The organism is Herbidospora yilanensis, from assembly GCF_001570565.1.
In the GTDB taxonomy this organism is placed as follows: Bacteria; Actinomycetota; Actinomycetes; order Streptosporangiales; family Streptosporangiaceae; genus Herbidospora; species Herbidospora yilanensis.
Window position 1 is genome coordinate 509,770 of record NZ_BBXE01000013.1, and the last position, 18,285, is coordinate 528,054.

At 71.2% G+C, this 18,285-nt stretch carries 14 protein-coding genes; 5 read left to right on the forward strand and 9 right to left on the reverse strand.

Annotated elements, in window-relative coordinates:
* The 8 genes from AW273_RS02430 to AW273_RS02465 all read right to left on the reverse strand — a co-directional run bounded on the left by AW273_RS02430 (position 1) and on the right by AW273_RS02465 (position 9,083).
* On the reverse strand, positions 1-924 hold the full coding sequence (locus tag AW273_RS02430; protein ID WP_062344715.1) for a DNA-3-methyladenine glycosylase family protein: 924 nt from the start codon (positions 922-924) through the stop codon (positions 1-3).
* The gene (manB, locus tag AW273_RS02435) at positions 917-2,005 is read right to left on the reverse strand and encodes a mannose-1-phosphate guanylyltransferase (RefSeq protein ID WP_062344717.1); all 1,089 of its coding nucleotides are present in this window, start codon (positions 2,003-2,005) and stop codon (positions 917-919) included. Before manB ends, AW273_RS02430 begins: the two co-directional genes overlap by 8 nt.
* A gap of 30 nt (positions 2,006-2,035) precedes the next feature.
* A complete protein-coding gene (locus AW273_RS02440; protein WP_198167968.1) occupies positions 2,036-3,151 on the reverse strand; it encodes a glycosyltransferase family 4 protein in 1,116 nt (371 codons plus the stop codon).
* Between the two features lie 161 nt (positions 3,152-3,312).
* Positions 3,313-4,236 carry a lysylphosphatidylglycerol synthase transmembrane domain-containing protein gene (locus tag AW273_RS02445; RefSeq protein ID WP_232327026.1) on the reverse strand — a complete coding sequence of 308 codons (924 nt, stop codon included), beginning with the start codon at positions 4,234-4,236 and terminating at the stop codon, positions 3,313-3,315.
* Between the two features lie 155 nt (positions 4,237-4,391).
* Entirely contained in the window at positions 4,392-5,243 is an 852-nt protein-coding gene (locus AW273_RS02450) for a class I SAM-dependent methyltransferase (protein WP_198167969.1), read from the reverse strand.
* Between the two features lie 34 nt (positions 5,244-5,277).
* Positions 5,278-6,336 (reverse strand): glycosyltransferase family 4 protein, encoded by a 1,059-nt coding sequence (locus AW273_RS02455; protein ID WP_062344725.1) that lies wholly within the window; start codon positions 6,334-6,336, stop codon positions 5,278-5,280.
* Entirely contained in the window at positions 6,336-7,256 is a 921-nt protein-coding gene (locus AW273_RS02460) for a glycosyltransferase family 2 protein (RefSeq protein ID WP_062344727.1), read from the reverse strand. Before AW273_RS02460 ends, AW273_RS02455 begins: the two co-directional genes overlap by 1 nt.
* Before the next feature lie 48 nt (positions 7,257-7,304).
* Complete coding sequence (locus AW273_RS02465; RefSeq protein WP_232327027.1) at positions 7,305-9,083, reverse strand: hypothetical protein; 1,779 nt, start codon at positions 9,081-9,083, stop codon at positions 7,305-7,307.
* A 314-nt stretch (positions 9,084-9,397) separates the two neighbouring features.
* Here AW273_RS02465 and AW273_RS02470 point away from each other — a divergent pair, with 314 nt between their 5' ends.
* The 5 genes from AW273_RS02470 (at position 9,398) to AW273_RS02490 (ending at position 17,264) form a co-directional block, all read left to right on the forward strand.
* Entirely contained in the window at positions 9,398-10,780 is a 1,383-nt protein-coding gene (locus AW273_RS02470) for a hypothetical protein (RefSeq protein ID WP_062344729.1), read from the forward strand.
* 176 nt (positions 10,781-10,956) lie between these two features.
* Positions 10,957-12,894, forward strand: coding sequence for an LCP family protein (locus AW273_RS02475; RefSeq protein WP_062344732.1), 1,938 nt, complete (start codon positions 10,957-10,959; stop codon positions 12,892-12,894).
* Positions 12,895-13,176: 282 nt separating this feature from the next.
* A complete protein-coding gene (locus AW273_RS39000; RefSeq protein WP_062344734.1) occupies positions 13,177-15,318 on the forward strand; it encodes an acyltransferase family protein in 2,142 nt (713 codons plus the stop codon).
* Between the two features lie 60 nt (positions 15,319-15,378).
* A complete protein-coding gene (locus AW273_RS02485; protein WP_062344736.1) occupies positions 15,379-16,497 on the forward strand; it encodes a glycosyltransferase family 4 protein in 1,119 nt (372 codons plus the stop codon).
* 38 nt (positions 16,498-16,535) lie between these two features.
* The gene (locus AW273_RS02490) at positions 16,536-17,264 is read left to right on the forward strand and encodes an acetoacetate decarboxylase family protein (protein WP_062344737.1); all 729 of its coding nucleotides are present in this window, start codon (positions 16,536-16,538) and stop codon (positions 17,262-17,264) included.
* Here the strand turns inward: AW273_RS02490 and AW273_RS02495 are convergent.
* Complete coding sequence (locus AW273_RS02495; RefSeq protein ID WP_062344739.1) at positions 17,261-18,142, reverse strand: glycosyltransferase family 2 protein; 882 nt, start codon at positions 18,140-18,142, stop codon at positions 17,261-17,263. The genes AW273_RS02490 and AW273_RS02495 overlap by 4 nt on opposite strands.
* Positions 18,143-18,285 lie beyond the last annotated feature (143 nt).

Sequence of the window (18,285 nt, forward strand, 5' to 3'; positions counted from 1 at the left end):
TCAGAAATTGCGGTAGTCGCGGGGAGCCATGCGCGGGCCCCGGCCCGGGGGGCGGCGTCCGCTGAGCTCGATCAGGCGGACCACCCGGTGGCGGTGCCCGGCGAAGGGTTCGAGCAGCCGGAGCATGCCCTCGTCGTCGGTCTTCTCGCCGGTGAAGGCGTAGCCGACCAGGCCGGGGATGTGGAAGTCGCCCACGCTCGGGGCGTCGGCGTCGCCCCAGACCCGCTGGCGGATCTCGGCGGAGGTCCAGACGCCGATGCCGGGCAGAGCGCGGAGCAGGCGGTCGGCCTCCCACGTGGTGCTCGCCGTCTCCAGCTTCCCCTCGTGGCGGGCCGCGTTGACGATCGTGCGGGCCCGTACGGCCTCCGCCCCCGCCCGGTGCCAGTCCCACGACGGCACGAGCCGCCAGGTGCCGGGCGACGGCGGCACCCTGAGGCCTTCGGGGCCCGGCCCGGGAGCGGGGTCGCCGTACTTCCGCACCAGCCGGCGCCAGGCCCGGAACGCCTCCCGGCCCACCACCTTCTGCTCCAGCACGGCCGGCACCAGCGCCTCGAAGATCCGTCCGGCCCGGCCGATCCGCATCCCCGGGGCGCTCAGGTGCAGTCTCTTGAGGAACCCGGCGACCGGGTCGTCGCCCATCGCGTCGAGCAGCGCGCCGAACCCGGCCGGGTCGTCGGCCGCGCCGAGCAGGTCGGGCATCGTCTCCAGGAGCCATTCGGCCCCGAGCCCCCACGCCAGGCCGTGGACCTGACCCGCGACGACGGAGATCCGGAGGGTTCCGGGGCCTTCAGGGGTCCGGCAGGCACGCCAGAACGCCCCGTCTGGCGTGCTCTGCCAGACGGGGTCTCCCGAGCCGTGCCGGTGCGGCGCCACCGTCAGCCCCAGGTCCAGCGGACCGTCGGGGCGCCAACTTCGTTCAGGCATCGCTGGAGAATCTCACCGCGCATTCCGGCAGGTCGACGCCGGGCCACACCCGGGCTCCCGCCGTCAGTTCGTTCCGCGCCCCGATGGACGCCCCGTCGCCGACGACCGTCTCGCGCACCACCGCCCCCTCGGCGACCGTGGCGCCCGCCCCGATCACCGAGTCGATCACCGTCGCGCCGGGCGCGATGGCCGCGTCGTCGGCCACCACGCTACCGCGCACGGTCGCCCCGGCTCCCACGGCGGCCCTGGCGCCGATCACCGAACCGCCCGTGACCTTGGCCTCGGGCGAGACGGCCGCGCCGTCGAGCAGCAGCGCCTCCCCCGGCGCGCCGGGCAGGGCGGGGGAGGCGAGGAGGCCGCGTACGAGATCGGCGGAGCCCTGGACGAACGCCGCCGGAGTGCCCACGTCGAGCCAGTAGGAGGAGTCGGCGAAGCCCATGACCGTGTGGCCCGACTCGATGAGGCCGGGGAAGGTCTGCCGCTCGACCGAGACGACCTCGCCGGGCGGGATCGTGTCGATGACCGAACGCCGGAACACGTAGCAACCGGCGTTGATCCGGTTGGTCACGGGGTTGGGGGTCTTCTCCAGGAACGCCGTCACCCGGCCCCGCTCGTCGGTCGGCACGCAGCCGAACCGCGACGGGTCGTCGACCTCGGTGAGATGGAGCGTGACGGCGGCGTCGTTCTCGACGTGGCGGGCGACCTGGGCGGTGATGTCGTGACCCGAGAGGATGTCGCCGTTGAGCACCAGCACCGGCGCGTCGCCGGTGACGGTCAGCCCCTCCGCCGCGTTGCGGATCGCGCCGCCGGTGCCGAGCGGGGTCTCCTCGGTCATGTAGACGATCTGGAGACCGAACGCCGACCCGTCGCCGAACGCGTCGGCGAACATCTCGGCCTTGTAGGAGGTCGCGAAGACGATCCGGGTCACTCCGCAGGCCCGCGCCTTGGCGAGCTGGTGGGCGAGGAACGGCACTCCCGCGGTGGGGAGCAGCGGTTTGGGGGTGAAGAGGGTCAGCGGGCGTAGCCGCGTCCCCTGCCCGCCGACCAGGAGAATCGCCTCAAGCTGACCGGGTTGGGGCAAAGAAGGCTCCGTCACATGGGCGAGGCTAACTCAATGTTCCGTCGCACGCTGATAGGAAACCAGATGTGCGTGCGCGGACATCTGCCACGTGAATTCACGGCTTCTCGCGAGCCCCGCGGCGCCCAATTCGACACGTCGGGCGGGTGAATCGAGCAGCGCCCGCAGCGCCGCCCCGATGCTCTCGGAATCGGGCTCCGTGTACGCCACCGCGTCCCCGCCGACCTCCGGGAGAGACGTGCGCCGCGTCGTCAGAACCGGGGCCCCGCACGCCATCGCCTCCAGCACGGGCATGCCGAACCCCTCGCAGCGCGACGGGAACGCCGCCACCAGCGCGCCGCCGTAGAACCCGGCCAGGTCGCCGAAGGGCAGATAGCCGGTCCGCACGACCGTGACGCCCTCGGGCAGCGACCGCATGGCCGCCTCGACCTCCCGGCCGCTCTCGGCGGGCCCGGCGATGACCAGCGCGGGCGGGTTCTCCCGGCCCTCGACGGCCCGGGCGAAGCCCCTGATCAGGTTGGGCGCGTTCTTGCGCGGTTCGGCCGGGCCGACGAACGCGATGTAGGGGCGGCCGTGGATGCCCAGCCGGCTGGTCACCCGGCGGACCTCGGCCTCGGCCGGCGGGCGGAACAGGTCGGGGTCGACGCCGTGGTAGGCGACGTCGATGCGGGTCGGGTCGGCGCCGACGACCCGGATGAGCTCGTCGCGGGTGGCCTTCGACGGGGTGATCACCCGGCGGGCGGCCCGGACGGCGGTCTTGGTGGCCGAGCGGAAGAAGGCGGCGCGGTCGGACTCGTACTGGTCGGCCTCGGTGAAGCAGGCGACGTCGTGCACGGTCACCACACTCGGCACCTCGGAGCGCAGCGGCACCGAGTAGTAGGGCGCGTGGATCACGTCGGCGCCGACCTTCTGGGCCAGCAGCGGCACCCCGGTCTGCTCCCAGACGAGGCGGGCGCCGCGGTTGGCGATGGCGTGGGGGCCGGGCATGATCGTCGCGCCGGGGGCGAGCCGGGCGTACCGTTCGGCGTCGGCCCGCTGGCAGACGATGACGAGGTCGGCGCCCTGCTGGTCGAGCGCGGCGAGCAATCCGTCGACGTATCGGATCAGGGCGCCTCGGTCGGCCGGTACGGCCGCGGCGTCAACGAGCACTCGGGGTTTCAACGAGATCGCTCCCCTCAACGCGCGGCGAAGGAAGAACGTGACGGAAGGCCCCGATTTCCTTCGCCCTTGTCATTCACTGTAGGCCGCCTGGAACGCCAATCATGAGCGAAATCACACGATTCGCCGCGTTCCAGAAACGGATTCCGTAGCTATTCCACGGTTTTTTCCGTTTTGCGGGCCCGCCAACCCGCGAAGGCCGCACAGATCAGATCACCCACCGAGACCACCACACGTGACACCAGCGCCGCCGCGATGGCCGACCCCTGGTCGAGCACCGGGGCCAGCGCCGCCACCATGGCGACCTCCCGCACCCCCGCCCCCGCCGGAGCCAGCACGAACACGAACCCCAGGCACCAGGCGAGCGCGAACGCCCCGAAGCTGAGCACGACGGCTCTCGGCCCGGTCGCCCCCAGCCCGTGGACGATCACCGCGAGCTGGGCCCCGTAGGCCGCCCACCCGGCGAAGGCCCACCCGGTGGAGGTCAGCACCCCCCGGGCGGTCAGCGGCCGTTCCATCGGCGGCCGCCTGAGCAGCCGGAACCCCAGGTTCAGCACCCCGTTGACGACCTTCGGATGCAGCCCCACCGCGAGCACCGGCAGCAGGAGCAGCAACCAGGCGTACCCCGCGACCGAGTCGCCCGCGAAGGCGGGCAGGGTGGCCACGGCGACCAGCAGCCCGGTCGCGAGATAGATCGGGTACGTCAGGAAGAACGCCGCCGCGCTCCTGGCCCGCGGGATGCCGTGGTCCCTGCCCATCTCCATCTGGGCGAGGACGGGCCAGACCGACCCGGGGATGTACTTCCCGAGTTGCCCGACGAAGAAGATCTTCGCGGCGTCGGCGAACCGCAACGGCGACCCGAGATCGGCCAGCAGGGCCCGCCACATGAGCATCCCGGCCAGCAGCGCCCCGACGACCGCGACCAGCGACACCCCGAGCACCGGCCAGGAGAGCCGGGCCAGCCCGGCGCTGATGGCCTCCCACTGGGAGACGACCGCCCAGACCCCGAACCCGAGGGCGACGGCGAGAAACCCGAAACGGACGACCTTCTTGAGCACCGGCCTACGCGCCGGCACCACTGAGGTCTCGCCGAGATCCGGGCCGCCCCCAGGCTCGCGAGAGCCGCCGGGCCCGCTGACGTGCCCGGGTTCATCGGGGCCGCCCTGCATCCCGTGTTCGCCTGGTCCGCTCGCCGCGCCGTTCGCTGCCACGCCGGATTTATCAGCCTTTGTCACGACGCCGAGGTTCGGGTCGGCACCGACTCCGGCGGCTGGGGCAACACGACGCCCGCCGGGCGGCGCGCGGACTTGGTCGCCACCCAGATATACGTGGGCACGATCGGCAGCAGGGCCCGCAGTGCCGGCCGGGGCGTCTTCTCCAGGGTCGCCTTCGCCGCCCTGCCCGCCGCGCCCGCGAACAACTCGCCGCCCGCGAAGGCCTCGGGTGTCGCCAGGACGGGGAAGGTGTAGTCCCACACGTGGAAGTCGGCCAGCATCCGCCGCAGGCCGCCGCGGGTCCGGAAACGCTCGTAGTAGTTGTCGGCCCGCCCGAACGCCCGCACGTACCGGTCGGCCGCGCGGGGCGGCAGGTAGGAGAGGAACGGCAGCTTGTAGTGGGGTTCCATGATGCCCAGGCGGTTGCCCAGGCCCAGGTAGAGCACGCCGTCGTCGGCCAGCACCCGGTGCATGTCGGCGATCACCGCGTCGGGGTCGACGACGTGCTCGTAGATGTGGTTGAAGACCAGGACGTCGACGGAGCCGTCGGGGAACGGGAGCCGGGTCCCGTCGCCGCACACGAACGCCACCCGCTCGCCGAACCGCCCGGCGGCCTTGCGCAAGCCCGGGACGTCGATGTCGATGCCGAAGGTGTGCCGGGCCCCGGCCAGGGCCAGCTCGTCGGCGATGAACCCGGCCGAGCAGCCGATGTCGGCGACGGTCAGGCCCTCAAGGGGTCGGTCGCCCCGGCCCAGGAAGTGGGCCAGCACCGCGATGATCTTGGCGGCCTTGCGGCGGCGCTTGGCCTCGTCGAGCATCGCCGACTGGAACTCGGAGTACTCCAGTTGCGCGGCGCGTTCGGTGCCCACGGGCGTCCTTCCTCTTGCTGAACCTGCTGAACGGTCAGAGCGCGGCCAGGTAGGCGGACCAGTACGGCTCGGGGTCGACCGCCTTGACCCCGGTCCGGAGACGCTCGGGGGTGCCCGGTTCGTAGAACCGGCGCAGGGCGTCGGCGAGGGCGTCGGCGGAGCCCGGTTCGACCAGCAGCCCGTCGACGTCGTCGGTCACATTGTCGGCCAGCGCGCCGACCCGTGTGGCGATGACCGGGACACCGTGCTCGTGCCCGAGCCACACGTTCTGGGAGGCGGTCGCCGACCGGTAGGGCAGCACGAGCGCGTCGGCCCCGGCGAACAGCTTCGGCACCTCGTCGGCGGAGACGTAACCGGGACGCAGTTCGACCCGGTCGGCCAGGCCGAGCTCCCGGATCAGCGCCGTGGTCGCCTCGGTGCCGCCCCAGAACTCCCCGGCCACGGTCAGCCCCACGCCGGGCACCTGGGCCAGCGCGCGGAGCAGCAGGTCGAGGCCCTTGTACGGGCGGACGATGCCGAAGAACAACAACCGCCGGTTCAGCCCGCCCTCGCCGGTGACCCCCGCCGACGGCAGGTGGGGCGGCAGGGGCGCGACCTTCACGAACGGCTGGCCCAGCTCGCGCGCCAGCGTCGCCTGCGCCTCCGAGTGCGCCAGCACGCCGTCGACCCGCCTGAGCAGCGCCTTCATCAGCGGCCGGTCGTAGGGCTTGGTCTCGTGGGGCAGGACGTTGTGGCAGAGCGCGACGACGCGGGCCTGGCGGCGCAGGCCGTACAGGATGCCGAGATAGGGCGGGACCTGGACCGGGCTCAGCACGGTGAGGACCACCAGGTCGGCGCCGCGCAGGCGGCGGCCGCAGGCCACCCAGCCGTCGGGGCGGCGCCAGTCGAGGCTGCGCCGGGTGCCCGGGAAGGGTTCGCCCTCGGGGGTGTCGATGGTCTGCACGCCCGGATAGAGGAACGACGGATACTGCGCCTTCCACGACTCGATCACGACGTCGTGCCCGGCCCGCGCGAGGCGGTGGGCGAGCTCGGTCGTGTGCTGGGCGCCGCCGCCCTTGTAGGGGAAGGTCGGCCCGACGATCGCGACGCGCATCACTCGTTGCCGCGGGATCGCACGATCAGGTCGGCCAGCAGCGCGACCGAACCGATGAGCATGCCGGACAGGAAGATCACGATGGCGTTGCTGGTCAGGTAGAAGCCGTAGTTGACCACGTCGTAGGCGCCCTTGACCAGGCCGATCCCGACCAGCCACAGGGCGGGCGGCATCAGGACCTTGAGCGGGTTGAAGTACATGATCATCCGCAGCACCTGCAGGATGTAGCGGTAGGCGTCGCCGAAGAAGCTGAACTTCGACTTGCCGGCCCGCTTGGCGTAGTCGATCGGCAGGTAGTAGACGTCGTGCTGGTTCGACAGGAACGCCAGCGTGATCGTGGTGACGCACGAGAACCCGGGCGGCAGCAGCCGCAGATAGGGCTTGGCGACCGACTTGCGGAACGCCCGCAGGCCCGAGTTCAGGTCGGGGATCTTCTGCCCGGCCAGCCGTTCGGCGACCTTGCGGATCACCCACTTGGCCGGCACCCGGAGCAGCTTGTGGGAGCCCTCTTCCGTGGTGCGGGCGCCGACGACCTGGTCGACCGTCGGGTCCTTCTCCAGGATCTGGACCAGGTCGGGGATGCGCTCGTTCGGGTAGGTCATGTCGGCGTCGGTCCACACGACGATCTCGCCGCGGGCCTCCTGCGACCCGATGCGCCGGACCGTGCCCGAGCCGCCGTTGCGGTGGAAGGCGCGGATGCGCATGTTCGGGAAACGCGGCGCAGCCTCGCGCAGCCGCTCCAGCGTGGCGTCGGTCGAGCAGTCGTCGACGGCGACCAGCTCGTAGGTGTAACCCGAGGAGTCCATGGCCGCGCTGATGCGCTCGACCTCGTCGATCACATGGTCCTGCTCGTTGTAGCAGGGCAGCACGATCGTGACGTAGGGGTTGTCGCTCACCACTGGTCCACTCTCCGGGGGCATGTCCACGTCGGAAGAGGGTACTCTGCCCAGTCGCACCCCGACCGCACATCACGGCACGGCGAGCCAGACGTCCACGCTCAGCGACCACGTTCCGTCAGGCGCTTTGACAAGAGAACGCTCGTCCTGGCGGGTCCGCAGGGCCATGACCTGCCGGGGCGTGCCGTAGGCGGTGAGCTGTCCGGGCTCGGCCGCGAGCAGCACGGGGCGATGCGTTTTGGCGATGATCCTGCGGACATCGGCTTCGAGCGGGACGCTCTCCCCTTCCGGGTAGGCGACTCTGGCCGTCGGGAAGCCGCACTGGCCCCTGACCACCTGGGTGAGCCGGTCGCCGGTCACCCGCTCGACGATCAGGACCGTCGAGCCGTCGGGGATCGCGTCGCACATCTTCCGCACGGCGGCCAGCTCCCCCTTCTCGATCGGGGTGAACGCGGTGCCGATCGAGGTGATGACCGGCGGGACGAGCAGCAACGCGGCGGTCGCCCAGACGGGCAGCCTCCGCGCGCCCCACACCGCCAGCAGGATCAGCCCCGGGATGATCACCGGGACCAGGCGGCGGGCGGCGAACGGGTGGTCGGCGGTGATGGCCGGGCGGTAGAGCGTGGTGACGGTGGTCCACAGGATGATCGCCGTCGGCAGCAGCCACGGCTTCTCCATCCTGCGCATCAGCGTGAACGCGCCGAAGACGGCGAGGAGGAGGGCCGGGAGGCCGACGTACCAGATGACCCAGTAGAGCGAATCCTCGTAATAGAGACGTGTGCGATCGAGTGGGAGCCCGTTGGCCTTCTGCACCGCCTCGATCATCTGGGCGGTGAGTTCGTCCTCCGGGTTGGTCACCGGTCTTTTCACCGTCTCGACCAGCGGCCTGACCGCGAGGGCGAGCACGCCGAGCACCACCCCGGCCGCCGCGACGTCCGGCAGCCGGCGTGGCACCTTCTTCACGAACGGCGCGACGACCAGCACCACCGCGCAGATCGCCAGCAACGGCAACAGCGAGCCGCTCAGGTAGTCGAAGTAGGGGCGGGACAACACGAACCCCGCGCCGAACCCGATCCCGCCGCCGAGGACGACACCGGCCAGCAGTCTTCGCTGCGCCACGACGCCGAAGACGAGCACGGGCAGGATGTCGCGCAGCCCGTCGATCCGGATCAGCAGGGCCAGCCCGAACACCAGCCCGGCCACGAACATCCGCCGCCCGGTCAGCACCAGGGCGATGCCGCCGAACAGCAGCACCAGCGACGGGATCTCGCTGAAGGTGGTCCGCGAGGTGTACAGGATCGGCATCGCGACCGCGAACGCCAGCGTCCCGATCCAGGCGAACCGCGCGTGCACGAGCCGGGCGGTCACTCCCCCGACGGTCAGCACGGCCAGCGCGCCGAGCAGCGCCGGGGTGAACCCGGAGGCGTAGAGGATCGGCGCGCCCGGCATGAACTGCGGCACGATCGCGCCGTCGTGGGCGTAGAACCCCATGCTCGCGAACCGCAGCGCGTCGTCGCCGCCGCCGAACGCCTCCACCGCCGGCGCGATCGGCAACCCGCCGTGTTCCCGCAACCAGATGGCGTACTGCTGGTAGGTGGCCGGGTCGCGGCGGACGATGTACTGCTGCGAGGCGTAGACGGTGTTGAACACCCCCGACGCGGCGGCGACCAGGAACACCGATCCGGCCTGCCACCACGTCGACTCGACCGTGTCCTTCGGCCACCCCGCCCAGACGAACAGCGCCGCCGCCGGGACCCCCAGCAGGATCATCTGCCAGACGCCGAACCAGCCGAGGAAGACCAGCGCCAGCCCAGCCGACAACCAGCCCGACAGGGCCAGCGCGGGCAGCACCGACCCGACGGCCAGCAGCCGTCCCGGTGACAGGTCGATCCTCAGCGCGCGAATGGGCGAGAGCCTAGCGGTGTAGCGTGGCCGGTCGACGCGCGCCTGACCTGGAGCCCGTTGACCACTCCCAGCTCTAGAGGCGGGGATTCCGGCTCTCACGGGCCGGGGTTCCCGCTTCACGGCCGACCGCACCCGGGAGGACCCGGAATGTCTGACGTCAGCTCCACAGGAGGACACGGCACGACCTGCCGCCAGGCTGTTCTTCGCGGCGTTGACGCCCCGGTCGTGCCGGGTGTCCGGCGATCGGATGAGTCGGTCGCGTGACCGCTGAGGACGTGAGCGCCGAGCGCCGGGCCGCGCCCGCGATGCCCTCGCGGATGCGCCGGGGGCTCGCGTGGGTGCGGGAGAACCCCTGGTTCTCCGGGGTGTTCGGCGTCGGGCTGCTGCTGCGGGTGCTGGCCGTGGTCGGTTATCAGCCGGCGCTCTGGTTTCCCGACACCTACACCTATGTCGTGACGGCGATCAGGCCCCGGCCCGATCTCGTCCGGCCGGCCGGGTACTCGTTCTTCCTGCGGTTGTTCGAGCCGTTCCACAGTTTCGGGCTGGTGGTGGTCGTCCAGCATCTGCTGGGACTCGCCACCGCCGTGCTGATCTACACCGCGATCCGGCGGAAGGTCCTCGGGGTGGTCGCGGCGGCGGTGGTGTTGCTCGACGCGTACCAGATCCAGCTCGAACACCTGCTCGTCTCCGACACGCTCTTCCTGTTCCTCGTCGTCGCGGCGACCGTGCTGGCGCTGAAGCCGGTCACGTGGCGCACGGCGCTCGCGGTCGGGGTGCTGCTGGCGGCGGCGACGATCACGCGGACCGCCGGATTGCCGCTGATCGTCGTCTTCCTGGTCCTGTACGGATGGCGCGCCCGCAGGTGGACGGCGGTCTTCGCGGCCGGGGCGCTGGTGCCCGTCGTCGCCTACGGGGTGTGGTTCCACGCGGCGCACGACCGGGTGGGAATCGTGGGGGCCAACGGGGCCTTCCTTTACGTCCGCGTCATGCCCTTCGCCGAATGCCAGGTCATGAAGCCGCCCGCCGACCTCGCCGTGCTCTGCGACGACCGCGACCCGAGGCCGCCCGCCCAGGACTACGTCTGGGACGACGCCTCTCCGCTGGTCAGGCTGCCCGGCGAGACCTTCACGGCGGCGAACGACGCCCTCGCGCAGCGGTTCGCGCTGCTCGCCATCGCCCGGCAGCCGGGCGACTATCTCGCGGCGGTCGCCCGGGATCTGGTCAGGGCGTTCGAGCCCGGCCGGCCGGTCTACCCGAACCCCGAGGTGTACGCCGCCTACGAGTTCCCCGTCACGGTCCCGGCCGAGCCGCGGACACGCGACACACTCGGGGTCGAACTCGCCCGCCGATACGAGAACGGGCCCATTTCCACGCAAGTGATCGAACCTGTGGCGGGCTGGCTCCGTACCTATCAGAGTGTGCTGGCGCTACCGGGGCCACTGCTCCTGCTCGTCCTGCTCGTTCCCGTCATCGCGATGCGGCGTTCGGACGTCCTCATTCCGTGGGCGGTCGCATGGGCGCTCCTGGTCGTCCCGGCCGCCACGGCGGTCTTCGACTATCGGTACGTTCTGCCCGCCGCCCCCCTGGCGTTCCTGGCCGCCGCGATGGCCCTTTCACCTGCGACGTCAGTGAAATGCAAGTAAAGCTCAGTACAACCGCATACCGTGAAATGTCCGCAAATGAGTATGCTGTCCGCCAGCCCAAATCGGAGATCGCTGGGCCGGGCGACCGCATCGTGACCTAATCTCGAAGGCGCAATGAGCGAGCGAATCATCCACGACGCCTCTGCCTTCGACGTGTGTTCAGTCGAGGAGACGGTATGAGCGACCACCGGCACGTCCCCTCGTCCGACCAACCCGGTTGGGGCACCGGTGCTTACTCCTATGGCGGCGGCAACCCCGGCGTCCCGCAGCAGCCCGTGTTCGAGCCGCCGCCCATGTACGCCGAGCAGTCCGCCCGCCGCCGCGAGACCGAGGGCGACCCCGACTTCGACGAGCACCGCTGGGGCGTCGGCGACCGCTGGGACGATGACGACGACGAGCCGCGCCGGTTCCGCTGGCTGAAGCGCCGCAAGAACGACGGCGAAGACGACTTCGACGAGGTCCCCGTCGCGGTCGGCGCCGCCACGACGGCCGCCTCGGCTCAGCAGGCGGCCTACACCGCTCCCGTCGCGGGCATGGGCATGGGCGCGCCGCCCGGTCCCCCGCCGCAGGCCCCCGGCAACGGCGGCTCGGGTGGCCGCGGCCGGGCGAAGGCGGGCCTCGGCGCACTGGGCTGGGTGAGCGTGGTGCTCACCACCGTGCTGGTGGCCGGCAGCCTGACCGCCTACACGGTCTACCGCCGCACGCTCGGCAACATCCAGACCACCAACGTCACCGACGCCCTGGGCACCAACCGCCCGCAGAACCAGACCGGCGCGCTCAACGTGCTGCTGGTCGGCTCCGACACCCGTCAGGGCGACAACGCCCGCTACGGCCAGAAGGCCGCCCGCGAAGACCACACCGAGCGCACCGACACGATCATGCTGCTGCACGTGTCGCCGCAGCGCGACCAGGCCCGGCTGATCAGCTTCCCGCGCGACTCGATGGTGCAGATCCCGTCGTGCGACAACATGCAGACCAAGCAGCCGATGCCGGCCCAGCTCGGCATGATCAACTCGGCCTTCAACCTGGGCGGCATCGTCTGCACGATCCGCACGATCGAGTCGCTCACCCAGATCCGCGTCGACCACTTCATCAAGGTCGACTTCACCGGCTTCAAGAACATCGTCAACGCGCTCGGCGGCATCGAGATCTGCCTGCCCCAGGCCGTGAACGACCGCGCCTCCAAGCTGAACCTCCCGGCCGGCCGCCAGATCGTGAAGGGCGAGGCCGCGCTCGGCTACGTCCGCATCCGCAAGATCGGCAACGGCAGCGACCTGGAGCGCATCAAGCGCCAGCAGGTCTTCCTCTCGCAGGTCGTGAAGAAGGCCACCAGCAGCGACCTGATCGGCGACCTGCCGAAGCTCGCCGAGTTCATCGGCGCCGCGACCGGCTCGGTCGAGATGGACGACCAGCTCAACACCGAGACGCTGATCCAGATCGCGCAGAGCGCCCAGAAGCTGACCGCCAAGGGCTTCAAGGCGATGACCGTGCCGGTCGAGGCCTACGTGGCCGACTCCAACCGGGTGCAGTGGAAGCAGCCGCAGGCCGACAACCTGTTCGCGGCCATCCGCACCGACAGCGCGGTCTCCACGGCCGCCCCGACCCCGCCTCCGTCGGCCGCGCCCGCCGAGGGCGGCTCCGACCAGGGCGGCGGCGAGGCCAAGCCTTCCGCGCCGCCGGCGCCGAAGCCGACCGAGGCCGCGCAGGTGCGGGTCCAGGTCGTGAACGGCACCAACACCACCGGCAAGGCCAGCGAGGTCGCCGAGGCGCTGACCGCGCAGGGCTTCAAGGTCACCCAGATCGGCGACGGCCGCAAGGCCGACGGCTCCGACCAGGAGACCACCTCCGTCGCCTACAAGGGCGAGGGCTGGGAGGGCTCCAAGCTCCTCATCGCGTCGCTGCTGAAGACGGTCGACCCGTCGACGACGCCGCTGCCGGTGGCCAACGTCAAGCCGTTCACGCCGACCACCCCCGCGCCGGGCAAGCCGAAGAAGGCCGTCGGCCCGATCATCCAGCTCGTGGTGGGCAAGGACTTCGGCGGCGTCAAGGTCCCGCTGTCGGCGGCCGAAGACGAGTCGACGGTCGACGCGAACACCGACATCTGCGCGACCTGATCCCCGGGTTTCGGCAGGCTTTTCGGCCGCAGGAGGGCGCTTTTTGGGATTTCCCGGAGATTCCGCCCTCCTGCGACATCGCGGCGACAAGAACGTTAAGGTGGGGTGTCCGGCCTGGGCGCCCCGGTCTCCCTTCTGCCACCCTGGGGGCGTTTGTCAGGCCTCGTCTGGTTCCGTCCTCTGACAGATAGCTGAGCGTTCTTCCGTGAGTGACACGTGAGCGACATCCGAAACCGCCCCCCGGTTCCGAATCCGGACGCTGAAGACGCACCAACGGGGGTGATGGGCCGGATCACCGACGACACCCACCTCGACCTCCCCGCCATCCAGGGCGACCCCTTGGCCCCCGGCCAGCCGGTCGACGACCACGACCCGTCGATGACGAGCCCCCAGCGAGCGATCGACCTCGGCGCCGGCCCCCATGCCCACGGGGTGCACTCGACCGGCCCGCAGCAGGTTCCGCAGAACCCCTACGCCTCAGGCGGCCATCTGGCCGACTCCTTCGCGCCCCAGAAGCCCGGCCCGGACACCGGCCAGTCCCCCTTCCCCGGCCCTTTTGACGGCGCGGGCACGTCCGGAACCCCCGGATCCTTCCCCGGCAGTGGCGCCCCTGGCTCTGCGGCCCGGTTCCCCGGCGAACCGGGTTCGGCCTCGGGCACGGGCGGATTCGGCATGCCCGGAACCGGCGACCCGGCATCCTTCTCGGGCACCGGCGCATACGGAACCCCTGGCCCCTTCCCCGGCTCCGGCGACCACGCATCCTTCGCCGGCACCGGCGCATACGGAACCCCTGGTTCCTTCCCGGGCACCGGCGCACCCGGCACCACCGCCTCCTTCCCCGGCTCCGGCAGCCCCGGCACCACCGGCTCCTTCCCCGGCTCCGGCGCGCCCGGGGGCGGGCCGCTCGCCGCGCCCACCCAGACCTCCTCCGCCGACCCGTTGCCGCAGCGCAAGCCCCGCGATCGGCGGCCCCCGGTCGACGACGCGCCCGCCGAGGGGTTCGACTACTTCGGCGGCGGCGCGCCCAAGCCCGTGCAGCAGCCCCACCCGCAGACGGCCACGCGTATCCCCCACACGCCCGACCCGCAGCAGGGTCAGCGCATTCCGCACGCCCAGCAGACGCCCCCCGGCATGGGAGCGGTCGACTACCCTGACCCGCCCGCCGACTGGAGCCCGTGGCAGCGCCGCCGCTCCCCCTACGACCCGCCGTCGGCGCCGCTGCCCACCCAGCCGCCCGGGTTCGAGAGCTTCCAGACCGACTCGTTCGCGGCCGTCGGCGCGCAGACGGGCGGTCACACCGGCGGCACGACGGGAGGGTTCCCCGAGTCCCCGTCCATGCCGCTCCCCGCGTGGGCCGCGACCCCGCCGACGACGGCGCCGCCGGCGTACACCGAGGTGGAGGAGCCCAGCCCGGCCAAGAAGCCGCGCTCGCACCACCTCGACAACGTCAAGTTCGTGCTGATCGCGCTGGTCATCTCCAGCCACGCGCTGCGCGACACGGTCGGCGCGAACCCGGCGAACAAGGCCGGGTACATCTGGGCGTTCGCCTTCCACATGCCGCTGTTCGTGATGATCAGCGGCTACCTGTCGCGGAACTTCTGGGACTCCCGGGGCAAGGTCAACAAGCTCGTCGACACGATCCTCATCCCCTACGTGATCGTGGAGGTCGGCTACGCCCTGCTGCGCTGGGGCCTGGGCGGCAAGTGGTCGCTGACCATCACCGACCCGGCCTGGCTCAACTGGTATCTGGTCGCCCTGCTGCTCTGGCGGGTGACGGTCCCGGTGTGGAAGCGGGTGCGCTGGCCGTTCACCGTCGCGGTCGTGGTCTATCTGATCTCGGGCTTCTCGCAGCTCGAACAGGACTTCAGCATGGACCGGTTCTTCGGCCTGCTGCCGTTCTTCGTGCTCGGCATGGTCCTCAAGCCGGAGCACTTCGAGTGGCTGCACAAGTCGTGGGTGCGCATGATCGGCGCGTTCGTCCTGGCGGCCTGGACGGCCGCCGCGATCGTGCTCGCGCCCCAGATCGGCCTGAAGATCTTCTACAACCGGTACAGCTACGCCGACCTCAACCAGGAGTGGTGGTACGCCCTCGGCTTCCGCCTGGCGTTCCTGGTCGGCGTGCTGGCGTTGTGCTTCTCCGTGCTGGCGATCATCCCCAAGCGGGAGACCTGGTTCAGCGACCTCGGCGTCCGGACCCTGTACGCCTACCTTCTCCACGGCATCCCGATCCTGATCCTGAAGGACTTCGGCTTACTGAAGCTGGAGTGGCTCGAAGGCCCGCTGGGCACCCTGGCGATCATCGCGAGCTCCTTCGTACTGGCGATAATCCTCTGCCTGCCGATCACCCGGTCCATCTTCAAGTGGCTGCTCGAACCGCGTCTGACCTGGCTCTACCGGAAACCACAGGCGGAAGTTCAACCGTAGTTCGGCTGCGGTTAACGCCCCGCATCCGGGCATGTCGGACCTGCCGGTCAGCCTCGCTGCATGAAGGTATGTGTCGGCACGGTCGTCCACCATCCGGAGGACGCCCGGATCATGCACCGGCAGATCCGGGCGCTGCTGGACGCCGGTCACCAGGTCACCTACGTCGCGCCGTTCACGCACTGCAACGTGACGCCGCAGCCGGAGATCCGGGCCATCGACGTGCCCCGGGCCGTCGGGCTGCACCGGGCCAAGGCGCTGCGCGCGGCGCGGAGCGCGCTGAAGCGGGGCTGCGCCGACGCCGATCTTCTGCTGGTGCACGACATCGAGTTGCTCCTGGCGCTGCCGAGGCGGCGTCCGGCGACGGTGTGGGACGTGCACGAGGACACGGTGGCCGCGCTCGACGCGAAGCCGTACCTGCCGGAGTTCGCGCGCACCACGCTGCCGCCGCTGCTGCGCAACCTGGAGGCGCGGGCCGAGCGGCGGCTGCACCTGATCCTGGCCGAGGAGTCCTACCGGGCCCGGTTCGCCGCCGACCACCCGGTGGTGCCCAACCACACCTACGTCGCCGAGACCGCGCCGCCCCCGCCGGGTGAGTCGCGGGTGGTGTACGTCGGCCACATCTCCGCGGCGCGCGGCGCCACCGAGATGATCGAGCTGGCGAGGCTGCTGCGGCCCCACGGCATCAGGCTCGACCTGATCGGCCCCGCCGACGCCGACGTGCGGCCGATGCTCCGCGACGCCCAGCGGACCGGCCTGCTCGACTGGTTCGGCTACGTCCCCAACAAGCACGCCCTGCGGATGGCCCAGGGCGCGCTGGCCGGCCTGTCGCTGCTGCACGACGTGCCCAACTACCGCGAGTCGACGCCGACCAAGGTGATCGAGTACATGGCCCAGGGCGTGCCCGTCATCACGACGCCGCTGCCCAAGGCCGTCGAGGCGATGAGGGGCTGCGGCACGGTCGTGCCGTTCGGCGACGTGGCGGCCGCCTACCGGGCGGTGCTGGAGCTGCGCGACGACCCCGCGCGCCGCGCGAAGGCGGCCGCCGACGGCCACGCCGAGGCGCGGGCCGCCTACCACTGGCCCGACCGGGCGCCGGAGTTCGTGTCACTGCTGGAGAACTGGGCCTCGGCCCGCGGCCGGGTGACCGTCCGCGGCGGGCACCGCGCCGTGGCCGTCTGAGACTGTACGGGTCGGCCCCGCGTTGATGTACTGGGGTTATGGCTAGCCATCTCATCCAGGGCCGCCGGGTGGACCTTCCGGTGGAGGTCAGGGACGCGGCGGCGGGCGCGGCGACCTATCTCGTGCGGGCCGACGCGGCCCGTGCGGTGATCGCCTACTCGGGGCTCGACGTGACCGAGATCCTCCCGGGGAAGGCGTTGTGCACGCTCGTCTTCGCCGAGTACAAGGACTCCGACCTGGGGGCCTACCACGAGTTCGGGGTCGTCTTCTGGGTCCGTCCACCCGAGGCCGGGCCGCCGCCCCGCCGGTCGGCGCGGGCAGGGGTGCTCGACGTCCGGGCGAGCGGGTCGGCGGCGTTCGTCCACTGGTTGCCGGTCGACCAGACGTTCACGCTGGAGGCGGGCCGGGAGATCTGGGGTTTCCCGAAGGAGCTGGCCGACATCGACGTCCGCCAGAAGACCCCCTACAAGCGCTGTGTGCTGCGCAAGGACGGGCGGCTGGTGCTCGACCTGCTGATCCGGCCGGGGGTGCCGCTGCCGAACGCCGGGTTGCCGGCGCTGGAGGCGTTCGCGCACCGCGACGGCGGCACCCGGCGCACCGGCTGGAGTGTGCGGGCGTCGGGGGTCAGGGCCCGGCCGGGTGGCGCGCTGATCCGGCTGGGCAACCATCCGATCGCCAAGGAACTCAGCGAGCTCGGGCTGCCGAAGCGGGCGCTGGCCTCCATGACGGCCGCGCACGTGTCGATGAGCTTCGGCGAAGCCTTCTAGACGATCGGCGGGCGGCCGAGCTTGAGCATGTGCCAGGCCGTCCGCCACGCCATCGGGCGGCGTTCGCCCGCCGGTTCGCGCCAGCCTTCGGCGAAGCCGCGGAACCAGGCGCGCAGCGCGAACGGCGAGCGGTCGCGGATGAGCGTCAGCAACATCCAGTTGCCCAGGTAGAGCAGCACCAGCGGCCACGGCAGGTTGCGCCGGGCCAGCCACACGCGGTTGCGCGCGTTGAGCCGGTAGAAGTCGGCGTGGCGGGTGGGCAGCACGAGCGGGTGGAACATGACCGTCTGGGCGTCGTATTCGATCCGGTAGCCCTCGCCGAGCAGCCGCCAGGCCAGGTCGGTCTCCTCGTGGGCGTAGAAGAACTTCTCCGGCAGGCCGCCGACCTGGAGGAACGCCGAGCGCCTGATGGCGCAGGCGCCGCCCAGGAAGGTCGTCACGGGCGAGCTCCGCTCGGGGTCGCCGGCCCGCAGGCGCGGCACGTGGCGGCGCTGCACGACCCCGGCGTCGGGGTCCATCACCCGGAAGGAGATGACCGCGAGGTCGGGCTCGGCGGCGAAGCGTTCGCGGATGTGCGCGGCGACCTTGTCGTTGGCGTACCAGCCGTCGTCGTCGAGGAAGAGCACGACGTCGCCCGAGCACTCCTGCACACCCCGGTTGCGCCCTTCGGGGATGCCGACGTTGTGGGTGAGGCGAACGGTCTTGATGGTGGCCGAGGACCCGGGCTGCGGTTCCACCGAAAGCGGCGGAACCTCGACCCCGTTGCCCACGACGACCACTTCGATATCACCGTCGACCTGCGTCAACGCCGACTCGACCGCGCGGTCGAGTTCCGGAATGCGGTTACCCATCGTGAGGATGACACAGGAAATCTTCATGCGTCATCGCCCCGGCACGAGGTGGGAGACACACGATTTCATGATCACCGAGTCTATTTGGGCGGGCAAATCCGGACTAAGCGTATCGGAACCAGCGGCGAACACCCACCAAACACGAAGTGTCCGGGCAAGAGAGATCGCCG

What these genes read in the sequence shown, in the direction of transcription:
- AW273_RS02430 (WP_062344715.1), bottom strand. Translation starts at nt 924, where the DNA reads ATGCCTGAACGAAGTTGGCGCCCCGACGGTCCGCTGGACCTGGGGCTG.
- AW273_RS02455 (WP_062344725.1), bottom strand. Translation starts at nt 6,336, where the DNA reads ATGCGCGTCGCGATCGTCGGGCCGACCTTCCCCTACAAGGGCGGCGGC.
- AW273_RS02460 (WP_062344727.1), bottom strand. Translation starts at nt 7,256, where the DNA reads ATGCCCCCGGAGAGTGGACCAGTGGTGAGCGACAACCCCTACGTCACG.
- AW273_RS02475 (WP_062344732.1), top strand. Translation starts at nt 10,957, where the DNA reads ATGAGCGACCACCGGCACGTCCCCTCGTCCGACCAACCCGGTTGGGGC.
- AW273_RS39000 (WP_062344734.1), top strand. Translation starts at nt 13,177, where the DNA reads ATGGGCCGGATCACCGACGACACCCACCTCGACCTCCCCGCCATCCAG.
- AW273_RS02485 (WP_062344736.1), top strand. Translation starts at nt 15,379, where the DNA reads ATGAAGGTATGTGTCGGCACGGTCGTCCACCATCCGGAGGACGCCCGG.
- AW273_RS02490 (WP_062344737.1), top strand. Translation starts at nt 16,536, where the DNA reads ATGGCTAGCCATCTCATCCAGGGCCGCCGGGTGGACCTTCCGGTGGAG.
- AW273_RS02495 (WP_062344739.1), bottom strand. Translation starts at nt 18,142, where the DNA reads ATGAAGATTTCCTGTGTCATCCTCACGATGGGTAACCGCATTCCGGAA.